This window comes from Salmonella sp. SAL4457 (assembly GCF_046548235.1).
GTDB lineage: Bacteria > Pseudomonadota > Gammaproteobacteria > Enterobacterales > Enterobacteriaceae > Salmonella > Salmonella enterica.
The window spans coordinates 83,395-102,830 of record NZ_JBGDZO010000006.1; the positions used below are offsets into that span (position 1 = coordinate 83,395).

The window sequence follows — 19,436 nt, forward strand, 5'->3', positions numbered from 1 at the left end:
CATGGCTGATTACCAGGACAAAAACGTCGTCATTATTGGTCTGGGCTTAACCGGACTCTCTTGCGTGGACTTTTTTCTCGCTCGCGGCGTGACGCCGCGGGTGATGGATACTCGCGTGACGCCGCCGGGTCTGGATAAGCTGCCGCAAGAGGTTGAGCGTCACGTTGGCGGCCTGAACGACGAGTGGCTCTTAGCGGCGGATTTAATCGTCGCCAGCCCTGGTATTGCTCTGGCGCACCCTTCGCTGAGCGCTGCCGCCAGCGCTGGAGTAGAAATTGTCGGCGATATCGAACTGTTTTGCCGCGAAGCGCAGGCGCCGATTGTGGCCATCACCGGCTCGAACGGCAAAAGCACCGTGACCACCTTAGTGGGCGAGATGGCGAAAGCGGCGGGCGTCAATGTCGGCGTTGGCGGCAATATCGGTCTTCCGGCGCTGATGCTGCTGGATGCCGATCGCGAATTGTACGTGCTGGAATTATCCAGTTTCCAACTGGAAACTACCTCAAGTTTGCAAGCGGCGGCGGCAACGGTGCTCAACGTCACTGAAGATCATATGGACCGGTATCCGTTTGGTTTGCAACAGTACCGGGCGGCGAAACTGCGCGTCTACGAGAAGGCGAAAGTGTGCGTGGTGAATGCCGATGACGCGTTGACGATGCCGGTACGCGGGGCCGATGAGCGCTGCGTCAGCTTTGGCGTCAATATGGGTGATTATCACCTTAATCGTCAGCAGGGCGAAACCTGGCTGCGAGTCAAAGGCGAGAAGGTGCTGAACGTGAAAGAGATGAAGCTTTCCGGTCAGCATAACTATACCAATGCGTTAGCGGCGCTGGCGCTGGCGGATGCCGTAGGTCTGCCGCGCGCCAGCAGTTTGAAGGCGTTGACGACATTTACCGGTCTGGCGCATCGCTTCCAGCTGGCGTTGGAGCATAACGGCGTACGTTGGATCAATGACTCGAAAGCGACCAACGTCGGCAGTACCGAAGCGGCGCTAAACGGTTTGCATGTGGACGGTACGCTGCATCTGCTGCTGGGCGGCGACGGTAAGTCGGCAGACTTTTCTCCGCTGGCGCGCTATCTGACCGGCGATCGTATCCGCCTGTATTGCTTTGGGCGCGATGGCGCGCAGCTTGCCGCACTGCGTCCGGAAATCGCCCAACAGACTGAGACGATGGAAGAGGCGATGCGTTTGCTGGCGCCGCGCGTTCAGCCGGGTGATATGGTGCTGCTGTCGCCCGCCTGCGCCAGCCTCGATCAGTTTAAAAATTTTGAGCAACGGGGCGATGTCTTTACCCGTCTGGCGAAGGAGTTAGGTTGATGCGTTTATCTCTCCCCCGTCTGAGAATGCCGCGCGTACCAGGCTTTGGCCTCCTGGCCTGGCTGTTTGCGGCGCTTAAAGGCTGGGTGATGGCTTCGCGCGATAAAGACGCCGACAGTCTGATCATGTATGACCGCACGCTGCTATGGCTGACCTTCGGGCTGGCGGCGATTGGTTTTGTCATGGTGACGTCGGCCTCCATGCCAGTCGGGCAGCGCCTGGCGAACGATCCGTTTTTGTTTGCCAAACGTGATGCGCTCTATATCTTCCTGGCATTTTGTCTGGCGATGGTCACGCTACGTTTGCCCATGACCTTCTGGCAAAAATACAGCACGACGATGCTGATTGCGTCGATCATTATGCTGCTTATCGTGCTGGTCGTCGGGAGCTCGGTCAACGGGGCGTCGCGCTGGATTGCGCTGGGGCCGCTGCGTATTCAGCCTGCGGAGTTTACCAAGCTGTCGCTGTTCTGCTACCTCGCGAACTATCTGGTGCGTAAGGTTGATGAGGTGCGAAATAACCTGCGCGGCTTTTTAAAACCAATGGGCGTGATTCTGGTGCTGGCGGTGTTACTGCTGGCGCAGCCTGACCTCGGGACAGTGGTCGTACTGTTTGTCACCACGCTGGCGATGCTGTTTCTCGCCGGGGCGAAATTATGGCAGTTCATCGCCATTATCGGGATGGGCATCTCGGCGGTGATTCTGTTAATCCTCGCCGAACCGTATCGTATTCGCCGCGTTACCTCGTTCTGGAACCCCTGGGAAGATCCGTTCGGCAGCGGTTATCAGCTGACGCAGTCGCTGATGGCTTTTGGTCGCGGTGAGATATGGGGGCAAGGGCTGGGGAATTCGGTGCAGAAACTGGAGTATTTGCCCGAGGCGCACACCGATTTCATCTTCGCCATTATTGGGGAAGAACTGGGTTATATCGGTGTGGTATTGGCGCTTTTAATGGTATTCTTCGTCGCTTTTCGCGCGATGTCGATTGGCCGTAAGGCATTGGAGATTGACCACCGTTTTTCCGGATTTTTAGCGTGTTCTATCGGTATCTGGTTTAGTTTCCAGGCGCTGGTAAACGTTGGCGCGGCCGCGGGGATGCTGCCGACCAAAGGTCTTACGCTGCCGCTGATCAGTTATGGCGGGTCGAGTCTGTTGATTATGTCGACGGCCATTATGTTTTTATTACGTATTGATTATGAAACGCGTCTGGAAAAAGCGCAGGCGTTTACACGAGGTTCTCGATGAGTGGTCAACCGAAGCGGTTAATGGTGATGGCGGGCGGTACCGGCGGGCACGTGTTCCCGGGACTGGCCGTTGCGCATCATTTAATGGCCCAGGGCTGGCAGGTTCGCTGGCTGGGTACCGCCGATCGTATGGAAGCGGATTTAGTGCCGAAGCATGGCATCGACATTGACTTTATTCGGATCTCCGGTCTGCGCGGTAAAGGCGTAAAAGCGCTTCTGGCGGCGCCGCTGCGGATTTTTAACGCCTGGCGGCAGGCGCGGGCGATCATGAAGCGATTTAAGCCGGATGTCGTGCTGGGAATGGGCGGTTATGTTTCCGGCCCCGGCGGTCTTGCCGCCTGGTCATTGGGTATTCCGGTCGTTTTGCATGAGCAAAACGGTATCGCCGGGCTAACCAATCAGTGGCTGGCCAGAATCGCGACCACGGTGATGCAGGCGTTTCCCGGTGCGTTTCCGAACGCGGAAGTGGTGGGTAACCCGGTGCGTACCGACGTACTGGCGTTGCCGTTGCCGCAGGTGCGTCTGGCCGGTCGTGACGGCCCGATTCGCGTGTTGGTGGTCGGCGGTTCTCAGGGGGCGCGAGTCCTGAACCAGACGATGCCGCAGGTTGCCGCCAGACTGGGCGATACGGTTACAATCTGGCATCAAAGCGGAAAAGGCGCGCAGCACACGGTAGAGCAGGCGTATGCCGGGGCGGGACAACCGCAACATAAGGTAACGGAATTTATCGATGACATGGCCGCCGCCTATGCGTGGGCGGATGTGGTGGTATGTCGTTCCGGCGCTTTAACGGTGAGCGAGATCGCTGCCGCCGGATTACCGGCGATATTCGTGCCGTTTCAGCATAAAGACAGGCAGCAGTACTGGAATGCGCTGCCGTTAGAAAACGCCGGCGCAGCTAAGATTTTTGAGCAGCCGCAGTTTACTGTAGAGGCTGTCGCCGACACCCTGGCGGGGTGGTCGCGCGAGGCGTTGTTAACCATGGCGGAGCGTGCCCGCGCGGTATCCATTCCGGATGCTACCGAACGCGTCGCCAGTGAAGTCAGCCGGGTTGCCCGGACATAATTTGTGGCGGTGCCTTTTGCATCGCAGGGTTTTTCTACCCTCAATAATTTGGGTTGCAGGCAAGCCAACGCATCTGCAATTTGAAGTATGGCGGGTATTGGAGTTAATGGCGTAAAGAATGAATACACAACAACTGGCAAAACTGCGTTCCATCGTGCCCGAAATGCGTCGCGTTCGGCACATTCACTTTGTCGGCATCGGTGGTGCTGGTATGGGCGGTATTGCCGAAGTTCTGGCCAATGAAGGGTATCAGATCAGTGGTTCCGATTTAGCGCCGAATCCGGTGACCCAGCAGTTGACGAGCCTGGGGGCGACGATTTTCTTTAACCATCGTCCGGAAAATGTGCGTGATGCCAGCGTGGTCGTCGTTTCCAGCGCAATTTCCGCGGATAACCCGGAAATTGTCGCGGCGCATGAAGCGCGTATTCCGGTTATTCGCCGTGCGGAAATGCTGGCGGAACTGATGCGTTTTCGCCACGGCATCGCCATTGCCGGGACGCACGGAAAAACCACAACGACCGCGATGGTGTCCAGTATTTATGCCGAAGCGGGGCTGGACCCGACTTTCGTGAATGGCGGACTGGTGAAAGCCGCAGGCGTTCATGCGCGTCTGGGCCATAGTCGTTACCTGATTGCCGAGGCAGATGAGAGCGACGCGTCCTTCCTGCATTTGCAGCCGATGGTCGCGATCGTCACCAACATCGAAGCCGACCATATGGATACCTATCATGGCGACTTTGAAAATTTAAAGCAGACGTTTATTAACTTCCTGCATAACCTGCCGTTCTACGGTCGCGCGGTAATGTGCGTCGATGATCCGGTCATCCGCGAGTTGCTGCCGCGGGTGGGGCGTCAGACCACGACGTATGGCTTTAGCGAGGATGCTGACGTCCGCGTAGAAGATTATCAGCAGATAGGGCCGCAGGGGCACTTTACGCTGTTGCGCCAGGGAATGCCGGATCTGCATGTCACGTTGAATGCGCCGGGTCGCCACAATGCCCTGAATGCCGCGGCGGCAGTGGCGGTAGCGACCGAAGAAGGCATCGCCGATGACGCTATCCTGCGCGCGCTGGAAAGCTTCCAGGGGACCGGGCGTCGTTTTGACTTCCTCGGCGAGTTCCCGCTTGAGCCGGTGAATGGTAAAGCCGGGACGGCGATGCTGGTGGATGACTATGGTCATCATCCGACTGAAGTAGATGCCACCATTAAAGCTGCGCGAGCAGGGTGGCCGGATAAAAACCTGGTGATGCTGTTTCAGCCGCACCGTTACACGCGCACGCGCGATCTGTATGACGATTTCGCCAATGTGCTGACCCAGGTCGATGCGCTGCTGATGCTGGACGTTTACCCGGCGGGTGAAGCGCCGATTCCGGGCGCGGATAGCCGTTCTTTATGTCGTACGATTCGTAATCGGGGAAAAATTGACCCGATTCTGGTTTCCGATCCGGCTCAGGTTGCGACAATGTTAGCGCCGGTGCTGACGGGTAACGACTTGATATTAGTGCAAGGCGCAGGAAATGTTGGCAAAATTGCGCGTTACTTATCTGAAATCAAGCTGAAGCCGCAAATCCAGGAGGAAGAGCAACATGGCTGATAAAATCGCGGTCCTGTTGGGCGGAACCTCTGCGGAGCGGGACGTTTCGTTAAATTCCGGCGCGGCAGTGTTGGCCGGGCTACGTGAAGGCGGCATTAATGCGCATCCCGTCGATCCGCAAGAGGTCGATGTCGCGCAGCTTAAAGCAATGGGCTTTCAGAAGGTCTTTATTGCGTTGCATGGCCGTGGCGGTGAAGATGGCACCTTACAGGGAATGCTTGAACTGCTCGGCCTGCCTTATACCGGTAGCGGCGTGATGGCCTCGGCGCTTTCCATGGATAAACTGCGCAGTAAATTGCTGTGGCAGGGCGCAGGCTTACCGGTTGCGCCGTGGGTCGCGCTGACGCGCGCTGAGTTTGAAAAAGGTCTTAGCGAAGAACAAAAAGCGCGAATTTCGGCGCTGGGTTTACCGCTGATCGTCAAACCCAGCCGTGAAGGCTCCAGCGTCGGTATGACGAAAGTAGTAGAAGAAAATGCTTTACAGGGTGCGTTATCATTGGCTTTTCAGCATGATGACGAAATACTGATTGAGAAATGGCTGTGCGGTCCGGAATTTACAGTGGCGATAGTTGGCGAAGAAATTTTACCGTCAATTCGTATCCAACCGGCAGGAACCTTCTATGATTATGAGGCGAAGTATCTCTCTGATGAGACTCAGTATTTCTGCCCTGCCGGTTTAGATGCGTCCCAGGAAGCCGCGCTACAGTCTCTCGTCCTGCAGGCATGGAAAGCTTTAGGCTGCACGGGATGGGGGCGTATTGACGTCATGCTGGACAGCGATGGTCAGTTTTATCTGCTGGAAGCCAATACTTCTCCGGGGATGACCAGCCATAGTCTGGTGCCGATGGCGGCGCGTCAGGCGGGAATGAGCTTCTCGCAGTTAGTGGTACGAATTCTGGAGTTGGCGGACTGATATGTCGCAGGCTGCGCTGAACACGCGAAACAGTGATGAAGAGACGCCTTCTTCACGCCGCAATAATGGAACGCGTCTTGCAGGAATTTTATTCCTGCTGACGGTACTGTGCACCGTGTTTGTTAGCGGGTGGGTCGTGTTAGGGTGGATGGAAGATGCGCAGCGTTTACCGTTATCAAAGCTGGTATTAACCGGCGAGCGTCACTACACGCGTAACGATGATATCCGTCAGGCGATACTGGCTCTGGGCGCGCCGGGAACCTTCATGACGCAGGATGTGAACATTATCCAGAGCCAGATTGAGCGTTTGCCGTGGATTAAACAGGCCAGCGTCAGAAAACAGTGGCCTGATGAATTGAAGATTCATCTGGTTGAATATGTGCCGATTGCGCGTTGGAATGATCAACATATGGTCGATGCTGAAGGGAACACCTTCAGCGTGCCGTCAGACCGCATCGGCAAACAGGTTTTACCCATGTTGTATGGCCCGGAAGGCAGCGCGAGTGAAGTGTTGCAGGGATACCGCGAGATGGGGCAGGTGCTGGCTAAGGATAAATTCACTCTAAAGGAAGCGGCGATGACCGCACGTCGCTCCTGGCAATTGACGCTTAATAACGGCATTAAGCTCAATCTCGGCAGGGGCGATACGATGAAAAGGTTGGCTCGCTTTGTAGAACTCTATCCGGTTTTACAGCAGCAGGCGCAAACCGATGGCAAACGGATTAGCTACGTTGATTTGCGTTATGACTCAGGTGCGGCAGTTGGCTGGGCGCCGCTCCCCCCTGAGGAATCTAATCAGCAACAGAATCAGGCACAGGCAGAACAACAATGATCAAGGCGACGGACAGAAAACTGGTAGTAGGACTGGAGATTGGCACCGCGAAGGTTGCCGCTTTAGTAGGGGAAGTTCTGCCCGACGGTATGGTCAATATCATTGGCGTGGGCAGTTGCCCATCGCGGGGTATGGATAAAGGCGGGGTGAATGACCTTGAGTCAGTGGTGAAATGCGTTCAGCGCGCCATTGACCAGGCGGAATTGATGGCCGATTGCCAGATCTCCTCGGTATATCTGGCGCTTTCCGGCAAACATATTAGCTGTCAGAATGAAATTGGTATGGTGCCCATTTCCGAAGAGGAAGTGACGCAAGAAGATGTGGAAAACGTCGTGCATACTGCGAAGTCAGTGCGCGTGCGCGATGAACATCGCGTGCTGCATGTGATTCCTCAGGAGTACGCCATTGACTACCAGGAAGGCATTAAAAATCCGGTCGGTCTTTCCGGCGTGCGTATGCAGGCGAAAGTACATTTGATTACCTGCCACAACGATATGGCAAAAAACATTGTCAAAGCTGTTGAACGTTGTGGTCTGAAAGTTGACCAACTGATATTTGCCGGACTGGCGGCCAGTTATTCCGTGTTAACGGAAGATGAACGTGAACTGGGCGTCTGTGTCGTGGATATCGGCGGTGGTACAATGGATATCGCCGTTTATACTGGCGGCGCGCTGCGTCATACCAAAGTGATCCCTTACGCGGGGAACGTGGTGACCAGCGATATCGCTTATGCCTTTGGTACGCCGCCGAGCGATGCTGAAGCCATTAAAGTTCGCCACGGTTGCGCGCTGGGTTCCATTGTCGGTAAAGACGAGAGCGTTGAAGTACCGAGCGTAGGCGGGCGTCCGCCGCGCAGCCTGCAACGCCAGACGCTGGCGGAAGTGATTGAGCCGCGTTACACCGAGCTGCTCAATCTGGTCAACGAAGAGATATTGCAATTACAGGAACAGCTTCGCCAACAAGGGGTAAAACATCACCTGGCGGCGGGGATTGTGTTAACCGGCGGCGCGGCGCAAATCGAAGGGCTTGCTGCTTGCGCTCAGCGCGTGTTTCATACGCAGGTGCGTATCGGCGCGCCGCTGAATATCACCGGTCTGACGGATTATGCCCAGGAGCCGTATTACTCAACGGCGGTGGGATTGCTTCACTACGGGAAAGAGTCCCACTTAAACGGTGAAGCAGAAGTGGAAAAACGTGTTACGGCATCAGTTGGCTCGTGGATCAAGCGACTTAATAGCTGGCTGCGAAAAGAGTTTTAATTTTTATGAGGCCGCCAGATATTACGGCCTCAGGCGACAGGCACATGACGGAGAGAGATTATGTTTGAACCTATGGAACTAACCAACGACGCGGTGATTAAAGTCATCGGCGTCGGTGGTGGCGGCGGTAACGCTGTTGAACACATGGTGCGCGAGCGCATCGAAGGTGTTGAATTCTTCGCGGTGAATACCGACGCTCAGGCGTTGCGTAAAACGGCGGTTGGCCAGACCATTCAAATTGGTAGCGGCATTACCAAAGGTCTGGGCGCTGGCGCTAACCCGGAAGTCGGTCGTAACGCGGCGGACGAAGACCGTGAAGCGCTGCGTGCGGCGCTTGAAGGCGCAGACATGGTATTTATCGCGGCAGGCATGGGCGGCGGTACCGGAACCGGCGCGGCGCCAGTGGTTGCTGAAGTGGCAAAAGATTTAGGTATTCTGACCGTTGCCGTGGTGACTAAGCCTTTCAATTTTGAAGGCAAAAAGCGCATGGCATTTGCGGAGCAGGGTATCACCGAGCTGTCCAAGCATGTGGACTCGTTGATCACCATCCCGAACGACAAGCTGCTGAAAGTGCTGGGCCGTGGTATCTCCCTGCTCGACGCGTTCGGCGCGGCTAACGACGTGCTGAAAGGCGCGGTTCAGGGCATCGCAGAGCTGATCACCCGCCCGGGTCTGATGAACGTCGACTTTGCTGACGTGCGTACCGTGATGTCTGAAATGGGCTACGCAATGATGGGCTCCGGCGTGGCGAGCGGTGAAGACCGTGCGGAAGAAGCGGCTGAAATGGCTATTTCTTCTCCGCTGCTGGAAGATATCGACCTGTCCGGCGCGCGCGGCGTGTTGGTCAACATTACTGCGGGCTTCGACCTGCGTCTGGATGAGTTCGAAACCGTCGGTAACACCATCCGTGCCTTTGCATCGGATAACGCCACCGTGGTTATCGGTACTTCTCTGGACCCGGATATGAACGACGAACTGCGCGTGACCGTTGTTGCCACTGGAATTGGTATGGACAAGCGTCCTGAAATCACTCTGGTCACCAATAAACAGGTGCAGCAGCCGGTGTTGGATCGTTATCAGCAGCACGGTATGGCGCCGCTGACGCAGGAGCAAAAAACGGTCGCGAAAGTGGTTAACGACAATACACCACAGGCGGCGAAAGAGCCGGATTATCTGGATATCCCCGCATTCCTGCGTAAGCAAGCTGATTAAGAATTAGCTGGAATTTGGGATTCTGGGCTCTTTGTGCTAAACTGGCCCGCCGAATGTATAGTACACTTCGGTTGGATAGGTAATTTGGCGAGATTATACGATGATCAAACAAAGGACACTTAAACGTATCGTTCAGGCGACTGGCGTCGGTTTACACACCGGCAAAAAAGTCACCCTGACATTACGCCCTGCGCCGGCCAATACCGGGGTCATCTATCGTCGCACCGACTTGAATCCACCGGTAGATTTCCCGGCCGATGCCAAATCTGTGCGTGATACCATGCTCTGTACGTGTCTGGTGAATGAGCATGATGTACGGATTTCAACCGTTGAGCACCTGAACGCTGCTCTGGCGGGCTTAGGTATCGATAACATCGTTATTGAGGTTAATGCCCCGGAAATCCCGATCATGGATGGCAGTGCCGCTCCGTTTGTCTACCTGCTGCTTGATGCCGGTATTGATGAACTGAACTGCGCCAAAAAATTCGTACGCATCAAAGAGACTGTTCGGGTTGAAGATGGCGATAAATGGGCTGAATTCAGACCGTACAATGGTTTTACGTTGGATTTCACCATCGACTTTAACCATCCGGCGATCGATTCCAGCAGCCAGCGCTACGCGATGAACTTCTCTGCGGATGCGTTCATGCGCCAGATCAGCCGTGCGCGTACCTTCGGTTTTATGCGTGATATCGAATATCTGCAGTCCCGCGGCCTGTGCCTGGGCGGCAGCTTCGATTGTGCCATCGTTGTTGACGATTATCGCGTATTGAACGAAGACGGCCTGCGTTTTGAAGATGAATTCGTTCGTCACAAAATGCTTGACGCGATCGGTGACTTGTTCATGTGTGGTCACAATATTATTGGTGCGTTTACCGCGTATAAATCCGGTCACGCATTGAATAATAAATTGTTACAGGCAGTCCTGGCAAAACAGGAAGCCTGGGAATTTGTGACCTTCCAGGACGACACAGAACTGCCGTTGGCTTTCAAAGCGCCTTCGACGGTACTGGCATAACGACATACGCTGTCGTATAAAATTCGACTGGTTAACCTGGCACTCTCTCCGGCCAGGCGAGCCAGTCGTTTTTTTTACTATCCTTTATCTGCGCTTTCCTTAATACAGCCATTTTGACAGGGTTAAATGGAAACACGGCGCGTTCGCTGTTTTCTTAGCCGATTTTCACCTTAGCTTCTCGTCATTACTGCTGTAGCGCGTACGCTTTAATGATAAGATTTGTGCGCAAATTGTTTTGATTCCGTAAGCCCATGAGGGGCATATCAGGTGGCAATGACGTGAGTGGAATACTGACGCGCTGGCGACAGTTAGGCAGACGATACTTCTGGCCGCATCTCTTATTAGGGATGGTCGCGGCGAGTTTTGGTTTGCCCGCGCTCAGTAACGCCGCTGAAACCAATACGCCTGCAAGGACGACCGCCAGCACCGCGTCTAAAGTTAACTTTAGCCATTTTGCGCTGTTAGAAGCCTCTAACCGTCGTCCCAATTTCACCGTAGATTACTGGCATCAGCACGCTATTCGCACGGTGATTCGCCACCTTTCTTTTGCAATGGCGCCGCAAACGCTGCCCGTTGCCGACGCGCCGTCGCCATTACAGGCGCATCATATCGCCTTACTGAATACGCTCAGCGCGATGCTCACGCAGGAGGGCACGCCGCCGGCGATTGTTCGTCGCCTCTCCCTGGCGTATTTTGCGCCACAAACCGCATTTAGCATCCCGGCCTGGATAAGTCAGGCGCAGGGTATCCGCGCCGGTCCGCAACGTCTCAGCTAACGAAAAAAGACCCTTTTACTTTATTTGTAGCTCCGCGGCGCGGGGCATTTGAGACTTTATTATGCTAATCAAATTATTAACCAAAGTATTCGGTAGCCGTAACGATCGTACGCTGCGTCGTATGCGTAAGGCCGTCAGCCTTATTAATGCGATGGAACCGGAGATGGAAAAACTCTCCGATGACGAACTGAAAGCGAAAACCAACGAATTTCGCGCCCGTATTGAAAAAGGCGAAAGCGTAGAGAGCCTGATTCCGGAAGCGTTCGCGGTGGTGCGTGAAGCCAGTAAACGCGTCTTTGGGATGCGTCACTTCGACGTTCAGCTATTGGGTGGTATGGTGCTCAACGATCGCTGTATCGCCGAAATGCGTACTGGTGAAGGTAAGACGCTGACCGCAACGCTGCCAGCCTACCTGAACGCGCTGTCCGGCAAAGGCGTTCATGTGGTGACCGTGAACGACTATCTGGCGCAGCGTGACGCCGAAAACAACCGTCCGCTATTCGAATTCCTCGGTATGTCCGTTGGTATCAACCTGCCAGGTATGCCTGCGCCAGCCAAACGTGAAGCTTACGCTGCCGACATCACTTACGGCACTAACAACGAATACGGTTTTGACTACCTGCGCGACAACATGGCGTTCAGCCCGGAAGAGCGCGTGCAGCGTAAACTGCATTATGCGCTGGTGGATGAGGTTGACTCCATCCTGATCGATGAAGCGCGTACGCCGCTGATTATTTCCGGCCCGGCGGAAGATAGCTCGGAAATGTACAAAAAAGTGAACAAAATCATTCCGCACCTGATTCGTCAGGAGAAAGAAGATTCTGACACTTTCCAGGGCGAAGGCCACTTCTCCGTTGATGAGAAAGCGCGCCAGGTTAACCTGACCGAACGCGGTCTGGTGCTGATTGAAGAGCTACTGGTGCAAGAAGGCATTATGGATGAAGGCGAGTCGCTCTACTCGCCTGGCAATATTATGCTGATGCATCACGTCACCGCCGCGCTGCGCGCGCACGCGCTGTTTACCCGTGACGTGGATTACATTGTGAAAGACGGCGAAGTCATCATTGTTGATGAACATACCGGTCGTACCATGCAGGGGCGTCGCTGGTCTGACGGTCTGCACCAGGCGGTAGAAGCGAAAGAAGGCGTTGAAATTCAGAATGAAAACCAGACGCTGGCGTCTATTACCTTCCAGAACTACTTCCGTCTGTATGAAAAGCTGGCCGGTATGACCGGTACGGCGGATACTGAAGCCTTCGAATTTAGCTCTATCTATAAGCTGGACACCGTCGTTGTTCCGACCAACCGTCCGATGATCCGTAAAGATTTGCCGGATCTGGTCTACATGACCGAAGCGGAAAAAATCCAGGCCATTATCGAAGATATTAAAGAGCGTACCGCGAACGGTCAGCCAGTGCTGGTCGGGACGATTTCTATCGAGAAATCTGAAGTGGTCTCCAGAGAGCTGACCAAAGCGGGCATCAAACATAACGTCCTGAACGCAAAATTCCACGCCAACGAAGCAGGCATCGTTGCGCAGGCTGGTTATCCAGCGGCGGTCACTATCGCTACCAACATGGCGGGGCGTGGTACCGATATTATGCTGGGCGGTAGCTGGCAGGCGGAAGTCGCCGCGCTGGAAGCGCCGACGGAAGAACAGATTGCGCAGATTAAAGCGGACTGGCAGGTACGCCATGACGCGGTTCTGGCTGCCGGCGGTCTGCATATCATTGGCACCGAGCGCCATGAATCCCGCCGTATCGACAACCAGCTGCGTGGCCGTTCCGGTCGCCAGGGCGATCCGGGTTCTTCCCGTTTCTACCTGTCGATGGAAGATGCGCTGATGCGTATTTTCGCCTCCGATCGTGTCTCCGGTATGATGCGTAAACTGGGGATGAAGCCGGGCGAAGCGATTGAGCACCCGTGGGTGACGAAAGCTATCGCTAACGCGCAGCGTAAAGTAGAAAGCCGTAACTTCGATATTCGTAAGCAACTGCTGGAATATGATGATGTGGCGAACGATCAGCGCCGTGCAATTTATACCCAGCGTAACGAACTGCTGGATGTGTCTGACGTGAGCGACACCATTAACAGCATTCGCGAAGATGTCTTTAAGGCGACTATCGACGCCTACATTCCGCCGCAGTCGCTGGAAGAGATGTGGGATATCCCGGGTTTGCAGGAACGCCTGAAAAACGACTTCGACCTGGAGATGCCGATTGCCGAATGGCTGGATAAAGAGCCGGAGCTGCATGAGGAGACGCTGCGTGAGCGCATCCTGGCGCAGTCCATCGAGGTGTATCAGCGTAAAGAAGAGGTGGTTGGCGCTGAAATGATGCGTCATTTCGAAAAAGGCGTGATGCTGCAAACGCTCGATTCCCTGTGGAAAGAGCACCTGGCGGCGATGGATTACCTGCGTCAGGGTATTCATCTGCGCGGCTATGCGCAAAAAGATCCGAAGCAGGAATACAAGCGCGAATCCTTCGCTATGTTCGCCGCGATGCTGGAATCGCTGAAATATGAAGTGATCAGTACCCTGAGCAAAGTCCAGGTACGTATGCCTGAAGAGGTCGAAGCGATGGAAATGCAGCGTCGCGAAGAGGCGGAGCGCCTGGCGCAGATGCAGCAGCTAAGCCATCAGGATGACGATGCCGCCGTGGCTGCCGATCTGGCCGCCCAAACCGGCGAACGTAAGATTGGACGTAACGATCCTTGCCCTTGCGGTTCCGGTAAGAAATACAAACAGTGTCACGGTCGCCTGAGCTAATGCGATAAACTTACCGGCCTGATAAGACATAATGTGTTGCCATCAGGTCGGTGCTGGCATTATTGCCGAAGGGCGCTACGCTTATTCGGCCTGGCATTGAACACAGATAAAAAGGCGCAGGCGACTGCGCCTTTTTTATGGATGCACCAAGATGAAAAAACTGCAAATCGCGGTTGGGATTATCCGCAACCCGAACGACGAAATTTTTATTACCCAACGCGCCGCTGATGCGCATATGGCGAACAAGCTGGAATTTCCCGGCGGAAAAATTGAAGCCGGCGAAACACCAGAGCAGGCGTTGATCCGGGAGCTACAGGAAGAGGTGGGGATTACGCCAACACAGGTGACATTATTCGACACTCTGGAATATCAATTCCCGGATAGACACATTACGCTGTGGTTTTGGCTGGTTGAACGCTGGGAGGGCGAACCGTGGGGGAAAGAAGGACAGCCGGGACGGTGGATCGCGCAAAACGCGTTGAATACGGACGATTTTCCGCCGGCCAATGAACCGATTATTCGTAAATTACGCCAATTTGCGCCTTAGTGGGGGATCGCAACACGATCCCCATCGATCTTATTAGCGATTTAATGTCGACATAATTTCCGGCCAGTAGCGGGGGCCGGCCGCGGCGTCGTGAGGAAAAACCGCCTCAATTGCCGCCAGCTCCTGCGGGCTTAGGGTCAGTGATAACGCGCCGAGGTTTTCATCCACCCTGGCGCAGTGGCGGGTGCCGGGAATGGGAACGATGTGCCTGTTGCGGGCCAGCAGCCAGGCCAGCGCTAATTGTGCGGGGGTACACTCTTTTTCGCGTGCCATTTGTTTTATTGCTTCAGCCAGACGTAAATTGCGCGAGAAGTTCTCACCCATGAACCTGGGATTTGTGCGACGGAAGTCATTCGCAGCAAAATCTTCTGGCGTTTTAATCGTACCGGTCAGAAATCCGCGTCCCAGCGGGCTGTAAGCGACAAATCCTATACCCAACCGTTCACAGGTGGAAAGTGCTGAAATTTCCGCTTCGCGGGACCAAAGCGAATACTCACTTTGCAGCGCGGTAATAGGGTGAACGTTATGGGCGCGTTCCAGCGTTTGCGTTGATGCTTCGGATAGCCCGAGATAACGCACTTTTCCCTCGCGCACCAGGTCCGCCATTGCACCGACAGTCTCTTCTATGGGAACTGATGGATCAACGCGATGTTGATAGTACAGATCGATATGATCGACCCCCAGGCGTTGCAGGCTTTGCTCACAACTACGGCGAACGTACTCCGGTCTGCCATTGACGCCACGCGCCATAGGGTTAGCAGGGTCGAGAACGATACCAAATTTCGTCGCTAAAAATACCCGATCGCGACGATCGGCGATGGCTCTTCCAACTAACCTTTCATTGGTATAAGGGCCATACATATCTGCGGTATCGAGCAGTGTTACCCCCTGATCTAACGCATAATGTAGCGTCTTAATTGAGGTGCTGTCGTCATGAGCGCCGTAAAATGCGCTCATGCCCATACATCCCAGTCCGATGGCTGACACTCGCGGTCCGTTTGCGCCTAATGTACGATATTGCATACTACCTCCATGAGGATATTTTGTGCATGGCAGGCAGTCTATACCTGGCGTATAAGATGAAAAATAGGGGGAATAAGCATGGTTTATGAAGGCTGGCTTAATAATGCGTCATGATGTGATGTCCATATTGCATGCTTTTTGCATGATTGCTGAAAACCATAGCTTCACGCGGGCAGCGGCGCAGTTACATATTTCTACATCGGCGTTAAGTCAGAATATGCGTCAACTGGAGGATGAACTTGGCGTGAAATTGTTGAACCGAACCACCCGGCGTGTCGGTTTGACAGAAGCAGGACATGCCTTTCTTGCCAGTATCAGGCCCGCATTAAACCATATTGATGAGGCGATGGAACATGCCCGCCAGAGCCGCGATATACCCGGAGGGACATTACGCCTGACCGTACCGCGCACGGCGGCTACGCTTCTGTTACAACCTAATCTCGCCGGTTTCATGCGCGATTATCCCGATATTCGGCTGGATATCGATGTGAATGACGGTTTTGTGGATTTAATTAACGAACGCTTTGATGCCGGTATTCGCTTTGGCGATGCGGTACAACTTGATATGAATGTCGTTCCGCTCGGTGATGTTTTACGCCCGGCGATCGTAGCATCCCCTGCATACCTTGCGCGTTTTGGCACGCCGCTGCACCCTCAGGAACTCATCAATCACCGCTGCCTTTGCCATCGTTTTACGCGTGAGAGCGGGCTATATCGGTGGGAGTTTGTTCACGGAGCGCAACGGCTGGAAATTACGCCGGAAGCCGCGTTAATGGTGAATGATAAAGCGTTGCGTCTCTCCGCCGCGCGTGATGGGGCAGGGCTAACCTATGTTTTTGAACAGGATGTCCACGAAGACTTACAGGATGGGCGGTTGTGTTCCGTACTTGAGGAGTGGCTGCCTGCGGCGGACCGGTTTTATTTGTATTATCCCGGCCGCGCGCATATGGCGCCAAAACTACGCGTATTTATTGATTATTTTTGTCATAAGGCGATATTGCCATCTCAACAGAGCCATCACTGTTAGCGCTCTTCGCTCCAGTCGTCGCTATCAGACTGGTCGCCGCTGCTGGCGATTCGTTTCTCTTCGGCGGCCCATTCGCCCAAATCAATTAACTGACAGCGTTTAGAACAAAATGGGCGGAAGGGGCTAATTTCCCCCCAGACGACCGGTTTACCGCAGGTCGGACAGTTTACGACGGTCACGTCAGACATTTTTACTCCTTAGCAACAGGCCAGTTCAAAATCAAGACGCTCCGGCACCAGACCATTTTCACTATCCAGCGGCATAAAGCGAATGGCAAAACGGCTCTTATGGCCGGAAATTTGCGGATAAAGTTGTGAATCGAGCGTCAGCATAAGACGCAGCAAATCGGCGTCGTCCCCGTTATCCTGATAAAAACCGTTCAGGCTGGTTTGCTTACGGAAAGGCGCTGAATTACGGATCAGATCAAGCACCAGCGTCAGCGCCTGGGTGAGGGGATTCAGGCTGGCAAGCCAGGTTTCAATCTGGGCGTCGCGCTGCGCCTGTTGTAGGTGCAACCAGATATGCAGAGTGGGTAAATCGAAACTGCAACAGCCGCCAGGAATACTTAAGCGTTGACGCACAAGGGCAATCAAGCGATCTTCGCGTAGCTGCTGGCCAATCCTCGGGGCGGAGATCAGCACGCTGCCCGCCGATTTTAACTGCTGGCGCAGGGCTTCAATACGGTCTTGATCGACGCCGGGAACCTCAACCCAGGCCTGTAATTTACGCTGCTGGCGCTCCAGTTCTTTCAGCAGTTCGGTACGGACTTCGCCCCGTTCGAACACATCCAGTAGATCGCTGATATTACGGAAAAAATGCAGTGCGCCAGCATGGTCTGCAATTGGCAGGTTGATGGAGAGCTGTTGGATCAAAAACTCTATGCGCAGCCACGTACGCATCTTCTCATTGAGAGGGTGTTCAAATAGGACCTGGGTGTGCATTACGGTTTTTCCTGTGAGACAAACTGCGACGCGAGCTTAAGATAACTGGCGTGCAGGCGGGCCACATCTGATGCGATAGCATCCGGTGCGCCGTTATTATCAATAACATCGTCCGCCACGGCAAGGCGCGCTTCACGCGTCGCCTGCGCAGCGAGAATGTGTTCAACATGCTCGCGCGTAACATCATCACGCTGCATTGTGCGTATGAGCTGCGTTTCGGGCGTCACGTCAACCACCAGTACGCGGTTGGCTTTTTGATACAGCCTGTTTTCAACCAGCAGAGGCACAACCCATAACACATAGGGCGACGTAGCCTGTTGAAACTGTCGTTGGGTTTCCTGCTGAATTAAGGGGTGAAGCAGGGCGTTAAGCCAGGCTTTTTCTTCCGGATGCGAAAAAATACGCTCACGCAGCGCCCGGCGACGTAACGTGCCGTCGGCGGCGATAAGTTCAGAACCAAAATGTTCCGCTATTGCGTTCAGGGCGGGCTGCCCTGGCTCAACCATCTGGCGCGCGATAATATCCGCGTCGATGACGGTTATTCCGAGGTCAGCGAAGGCATCAGCGACGGTACTTTTACCGCTGCCAATACCGCCGGTTAAGGCTACGGTATACCTCATATCTCCAGCTTCCGGAATTTTAGTTTGATAATCAAAAGGTTAAATTTTAAACATACAAAGACAATACGCTCTGAGCATTAACCTACTATTCGCCAGGTAAATTTATGGGATTGTAACGTAAAAAAAGAGAATTTCGCAGTCTTGTACGGCCATGATTAGTGCGTATGATAGCGTCACTGGAGTTGTGAGTTTCGATTTTTCGCCATTAACCCCAGGAATCCGTACATGCGTATTGAAGAAGATCTGAAGTTAGGTTTCAAAGACGTTCTTATCCGTCCTAAGCGTTCTACCCTCAAAAGCCGTTCCGATGTCGAACTGGAACGTCAATTCACCTTTAAACACTCAGGTCAGACCTGGTCTGGCGTACCGATTATCGCGGCCAATATGGATACCGTCGGGACGTTTGAAATGGCGCAAGCATTGGCCGGGTTTGATATTCTGACTGCTGTACATAAACATTATACCGTTGAAGAATGGGCAGCTTTTATCAACACGGCCTCGGCTGATGTTCTGAAGCATGTGATGGTTTCCACCGGGACCTCTGATGCTGATTTCGAAAAAACCGTGCAGATTCTGGCGCTGAATCCTGCGCTGAACTTTGTCTGTATTGATGTGGCCAATGGCTATTCAGAACATTTTGTGCAGTTCGTCGCAAAAGCGCGTGAAGCATGGCCGACAAAAACAATCTGCGCAGGCAATGTGGTAACGGGCGAGATGTGCGAAGAGCTTATCCTCTCCGGCGCCGATATCGTGAAAGTGGGAATTGGTCCCGGCTCCGTATGCACGACGCGTGTAAAAACCGGCGTTGGTTATCCGCAACTGTCGGCGGTTATCGAATGTGCTGACGCGGCGCATGGCCTGGGCGGTATGATCGTCAGCGATGGCGGCTGCACCATGCCAGGCGACGTAGCAAAAGCCTTTGGCGGCGGCGCGGATTTCGTTATGTTGGGCGGCATGCTGGCGGGGCACGAAGAGAGCGGCGGCAGCGTGGTAGAAGAGAACGGCGAGAAATTTATGCTGTTCTACGGCATGAGTTCGGAATCTGCGATGAACCGTCATGTCGGCGGCGTTGCGAAATACCGCGCGGCAGAAGGTAAAACGGTTAAATTGCCGCTGCGTGGGCCGGTGGGCAATACTGCCCGCGATATCCTGGGCGGTCTACGCTCAGCCTGCACTTATGTCGGCGCGTCTCGCCTGAAAGAGTTGACCAAACGCACCACCTTTATTCGGGTGCAGGAACAAGAAAACCGCATTTTCAATAGCCTCTAATATTCTGGCTGG

Annotated in this window: 18 protein-coding genes; 14 read left to right on the top strand and 4 right to left on the bottom strand. The window is 54.3% G+C overall.

The features are described from left to right. The first annotated feature begins 1 nt into the window (after window position 1). From murD to mutT, 12 genes are all read left to right on the top strand, one after another. Window positions 2-1,318, top strand: coding sequence for a UDP-N-acetylmuramoyl-L-alanine--D-glutamate ligase (gene murD, locus ACLJNW_RS18590; protein WP_000796443.1), 1,317 nt, complete (start codon window positions 2-4; stop codon window positions 1,316-1,318). Beyond that, window positions 1,318-2,562, top strand: coding sequence for a cell division protein FtsW (gene ftsW / locus ACLJNW_RS18595; RefSeq protein ID WP_001239803.1), 1,245 nt, complete (start codon window positions 1,318-1,320; stop codon window positions 2,560-2,562). The genes murD and ftsW overlap by 1 nt, the downstream gene beginning before the upstream one ends. Then, window positions 2,559-3,626, top strand: coding sequence for an undecaprenyldiphospho-muramoylpentapeptide beta-N-acetylglucosaminyltransferase (murG, locus tag ACLJNW_RS18600; protein WP_000016619.1), 1,068 nt, complete (start codon window positions 2,559-2,561; stop codon window positions 3,624-3,626). The genes ftsW and murG overlap by 4 nt, the downstream gene beginning before the upstream one ends. Window positions 3,627-3,744: 118 nt before the next feature. Further along, window positions 3,745-5,220, top strand: coding sequence for a UDP-N-acetylmuramate--L-alanine ligase (gene murC, locus ACLJNW_RS18605; protein ID WP_001096070.1), 1,476 nt, complete (start codon window positions 3,745-3,747; stop codon window positions 5,218-5,220). After that, window positions 5,213-6,133, top strand: coding sequence for a D-alanine--D-alanine ligase (locus ACLJNW_RS18610; RefSeq protein WP_000763905.1), 921 nt, complete (start codon window positions 5,213-5,215; stop codon window positions 6,131-6,133). The genes murC and ACLJNW_RS18610 overlap by 8 nt, the downstream gene beginning before the upstream one ends. Before the next feature lies 1 nt (window position 6,134). Beyond that, entirely contained in the window at window positions 6,135-6,965 is an 831-nt protein-coding gene (gene ftsQ / locus ACLJNW_RS18615) for a cell division protein FtsQ (RefSeq protein WP_000075728.1), read from the top strand. Next, window positions 6,962-8,224, top strand: coding sequence for a cell division protein FtsA (gene ftsA / locus ACLJNW_RS18620; protein WP_000588463.1), 1,263 nt, complete (start codon window positions 6,962-6,964; stop codon window positions 8,222-8,224). The genes ftsQ and ftsA overlap by 4 nt, the downstream gene beginning before the upstream one ends. 60 nt (window positions 8,225-8,284) lie before the next feature. Next, window positions 8,285-9,436 (top strand): cell division protein FtsZ, encoded by a 1,152-nt coding sequence (gene ftsZ / locus ACLJNW_RS18625; RefSeq protein ID WP_000462785.1) that lies wholly within the window; start codon window positions 8,285-8,287, stop codon window positions 9,434-9,436. A 100-nt stretch (window positions 9,437-9,536) separates the two neighbouring features. Then, on the top strand, window positions 9,537-10,454 hold the full coding sequence (lpxC, locus tag ACLJNW_RS18630) for a UDP-3-O-acyl-N-acetylglucosamine deacetylase (protein ID WP_000595488.1): 918 nt from the start codon (window positions 9,537-9,539) through the stop codon (window positions 10,452-10,454). 278 nt (window positions 10,455-10,732) lie between these two features. Then, window positions 10,733-11,230, top strand: coding sequence for a secA translation cis-regulator SecM (gene secM / locus ACLJNW_RS18635; protein ID WP_000014333.1), 498 nt, complete (start codon window positions 10,733-10,735; stop codon window positions 11,228-11,230). Window positions 11,231-11,291: 61 nt separating this feature from the next. After that, complete coding sequence (secA, locus tag ACLJNW_RS18640; RefSeq protein ID WP_000905756.1) at window positions 11,292-13,997, top strand: preprotein translocase subunit SecA; 2,706 nt, start codon at window positions 11,292-11,294, stop codon at window positions 13,995-13,997. Window positions 13,998-14,148: 151 nt separating this feature from the next. Next, window positions 14,149-14,544, top strand: a complete 396-nt coding sequence (mutT, locus tag ACLJNW_RS18645; protein ID WP_000736055.1) for an 8-oxo-dGTP diphosphatase MutT — start codon at window positions 14,149-14,151, stop codon at window positions 14,542-14,544. Window positions 14,545-14,577: 33 nt separating this feature from the next. Here the strand turns inward: mutT and ACLJNW_RS18650 are convergent, their stop codons facing one another. Next, a complete protein-coding gene (locus ACLJNW_RS18650; RefSeq protein WP_001200034.1) occupies window positions 14,578-15,567 on the bottom strand; it encodes an aldo/keto reductase in 990 nt (329 codons plus the stop codon). An 85-nt stretch (window positions 15,568-15,652) separates the two neighbouring features. Between ACLJNW_RS18650 and ACLJNW_RS18655 the strand changes: the two genes are divergently transcribed. Continuing rightward, window positions 15,653-16,594: a LysR family transcriptional regulator gene (locus tag ACLJNW_RS18655; RefSeq protein ID WP_001622534.1), complete on the top strand. Its 942-nt coding sequence runs from the start codon at window positions 15,653-15,655 to the stop codon at window positions 16,592-16,594. Here the strand turns inward: ACLJNW_RS18655 and yacG are convergent. The 3 genes from yacG to coaE are packed head-to-tail and all read right to left on the bottom strand — an operon-like array spanning window position 16,591 to window position 18,155. Beyond that, window positions 16,591-16,782 (bottom strand): DNA gyrase inhibitor YacG, encoded by a 192-nt coding sequence (yacG, locus tag ACLJNW_RS18660; protein WP_001286419.1) that lies wholly within the window; start codon window positions 16,780-16,782, stop codon window positions 16,591-16,593. The genes ACLJNW_RS18655 and yacG overlap by 4 nt on opposite strands. A 9-nt stretch (window positions 16,783-16,791) precedes the next feature. Continuing rightward, window positions 16,792-17,535: a cell division protein ZapD gene (zapD, locus tag ACLJNW_RS18665; RefSeq protein ID WP_000557443.1), complete on the bottom strand. Its 744-nt coding sequence runs from the start codon at window positions 17,533-17,535 to the stop codon at window positions 16,792-16,794. Then, a complete protein-coding gene (coaE, locus tag ACLJNW_RS18670) occupies window positions 17,535-18,155 on the bottom strand; it encodes a dephospho-CoA kinase (protein WP_001270913.1) in 621 nt (206 codons plus the stop codon). The genes zapD and coaE overlap by 1 nt, the downstream gene beginning before the upstream one ends. Before the next feature lie 225 nt (window positions 18,156-18,380). Here coaE and ACLJNW_RS18675 point away from each other — a divergent pair, with 225 nt between their 5' ends. Beyond that, a complete protein-coding gene (locus ACLJNW_RS18675; RefSeq protein ID WP_001217365.1) occupies window positions 18,381-19,424 on the top strand; it encodes a GMP reductase in 1,044 nt (347 codons plus the stop codon). The last annotated feature ends 12 nt before the right edge of the window (window positions 19,425-19,436 follow it).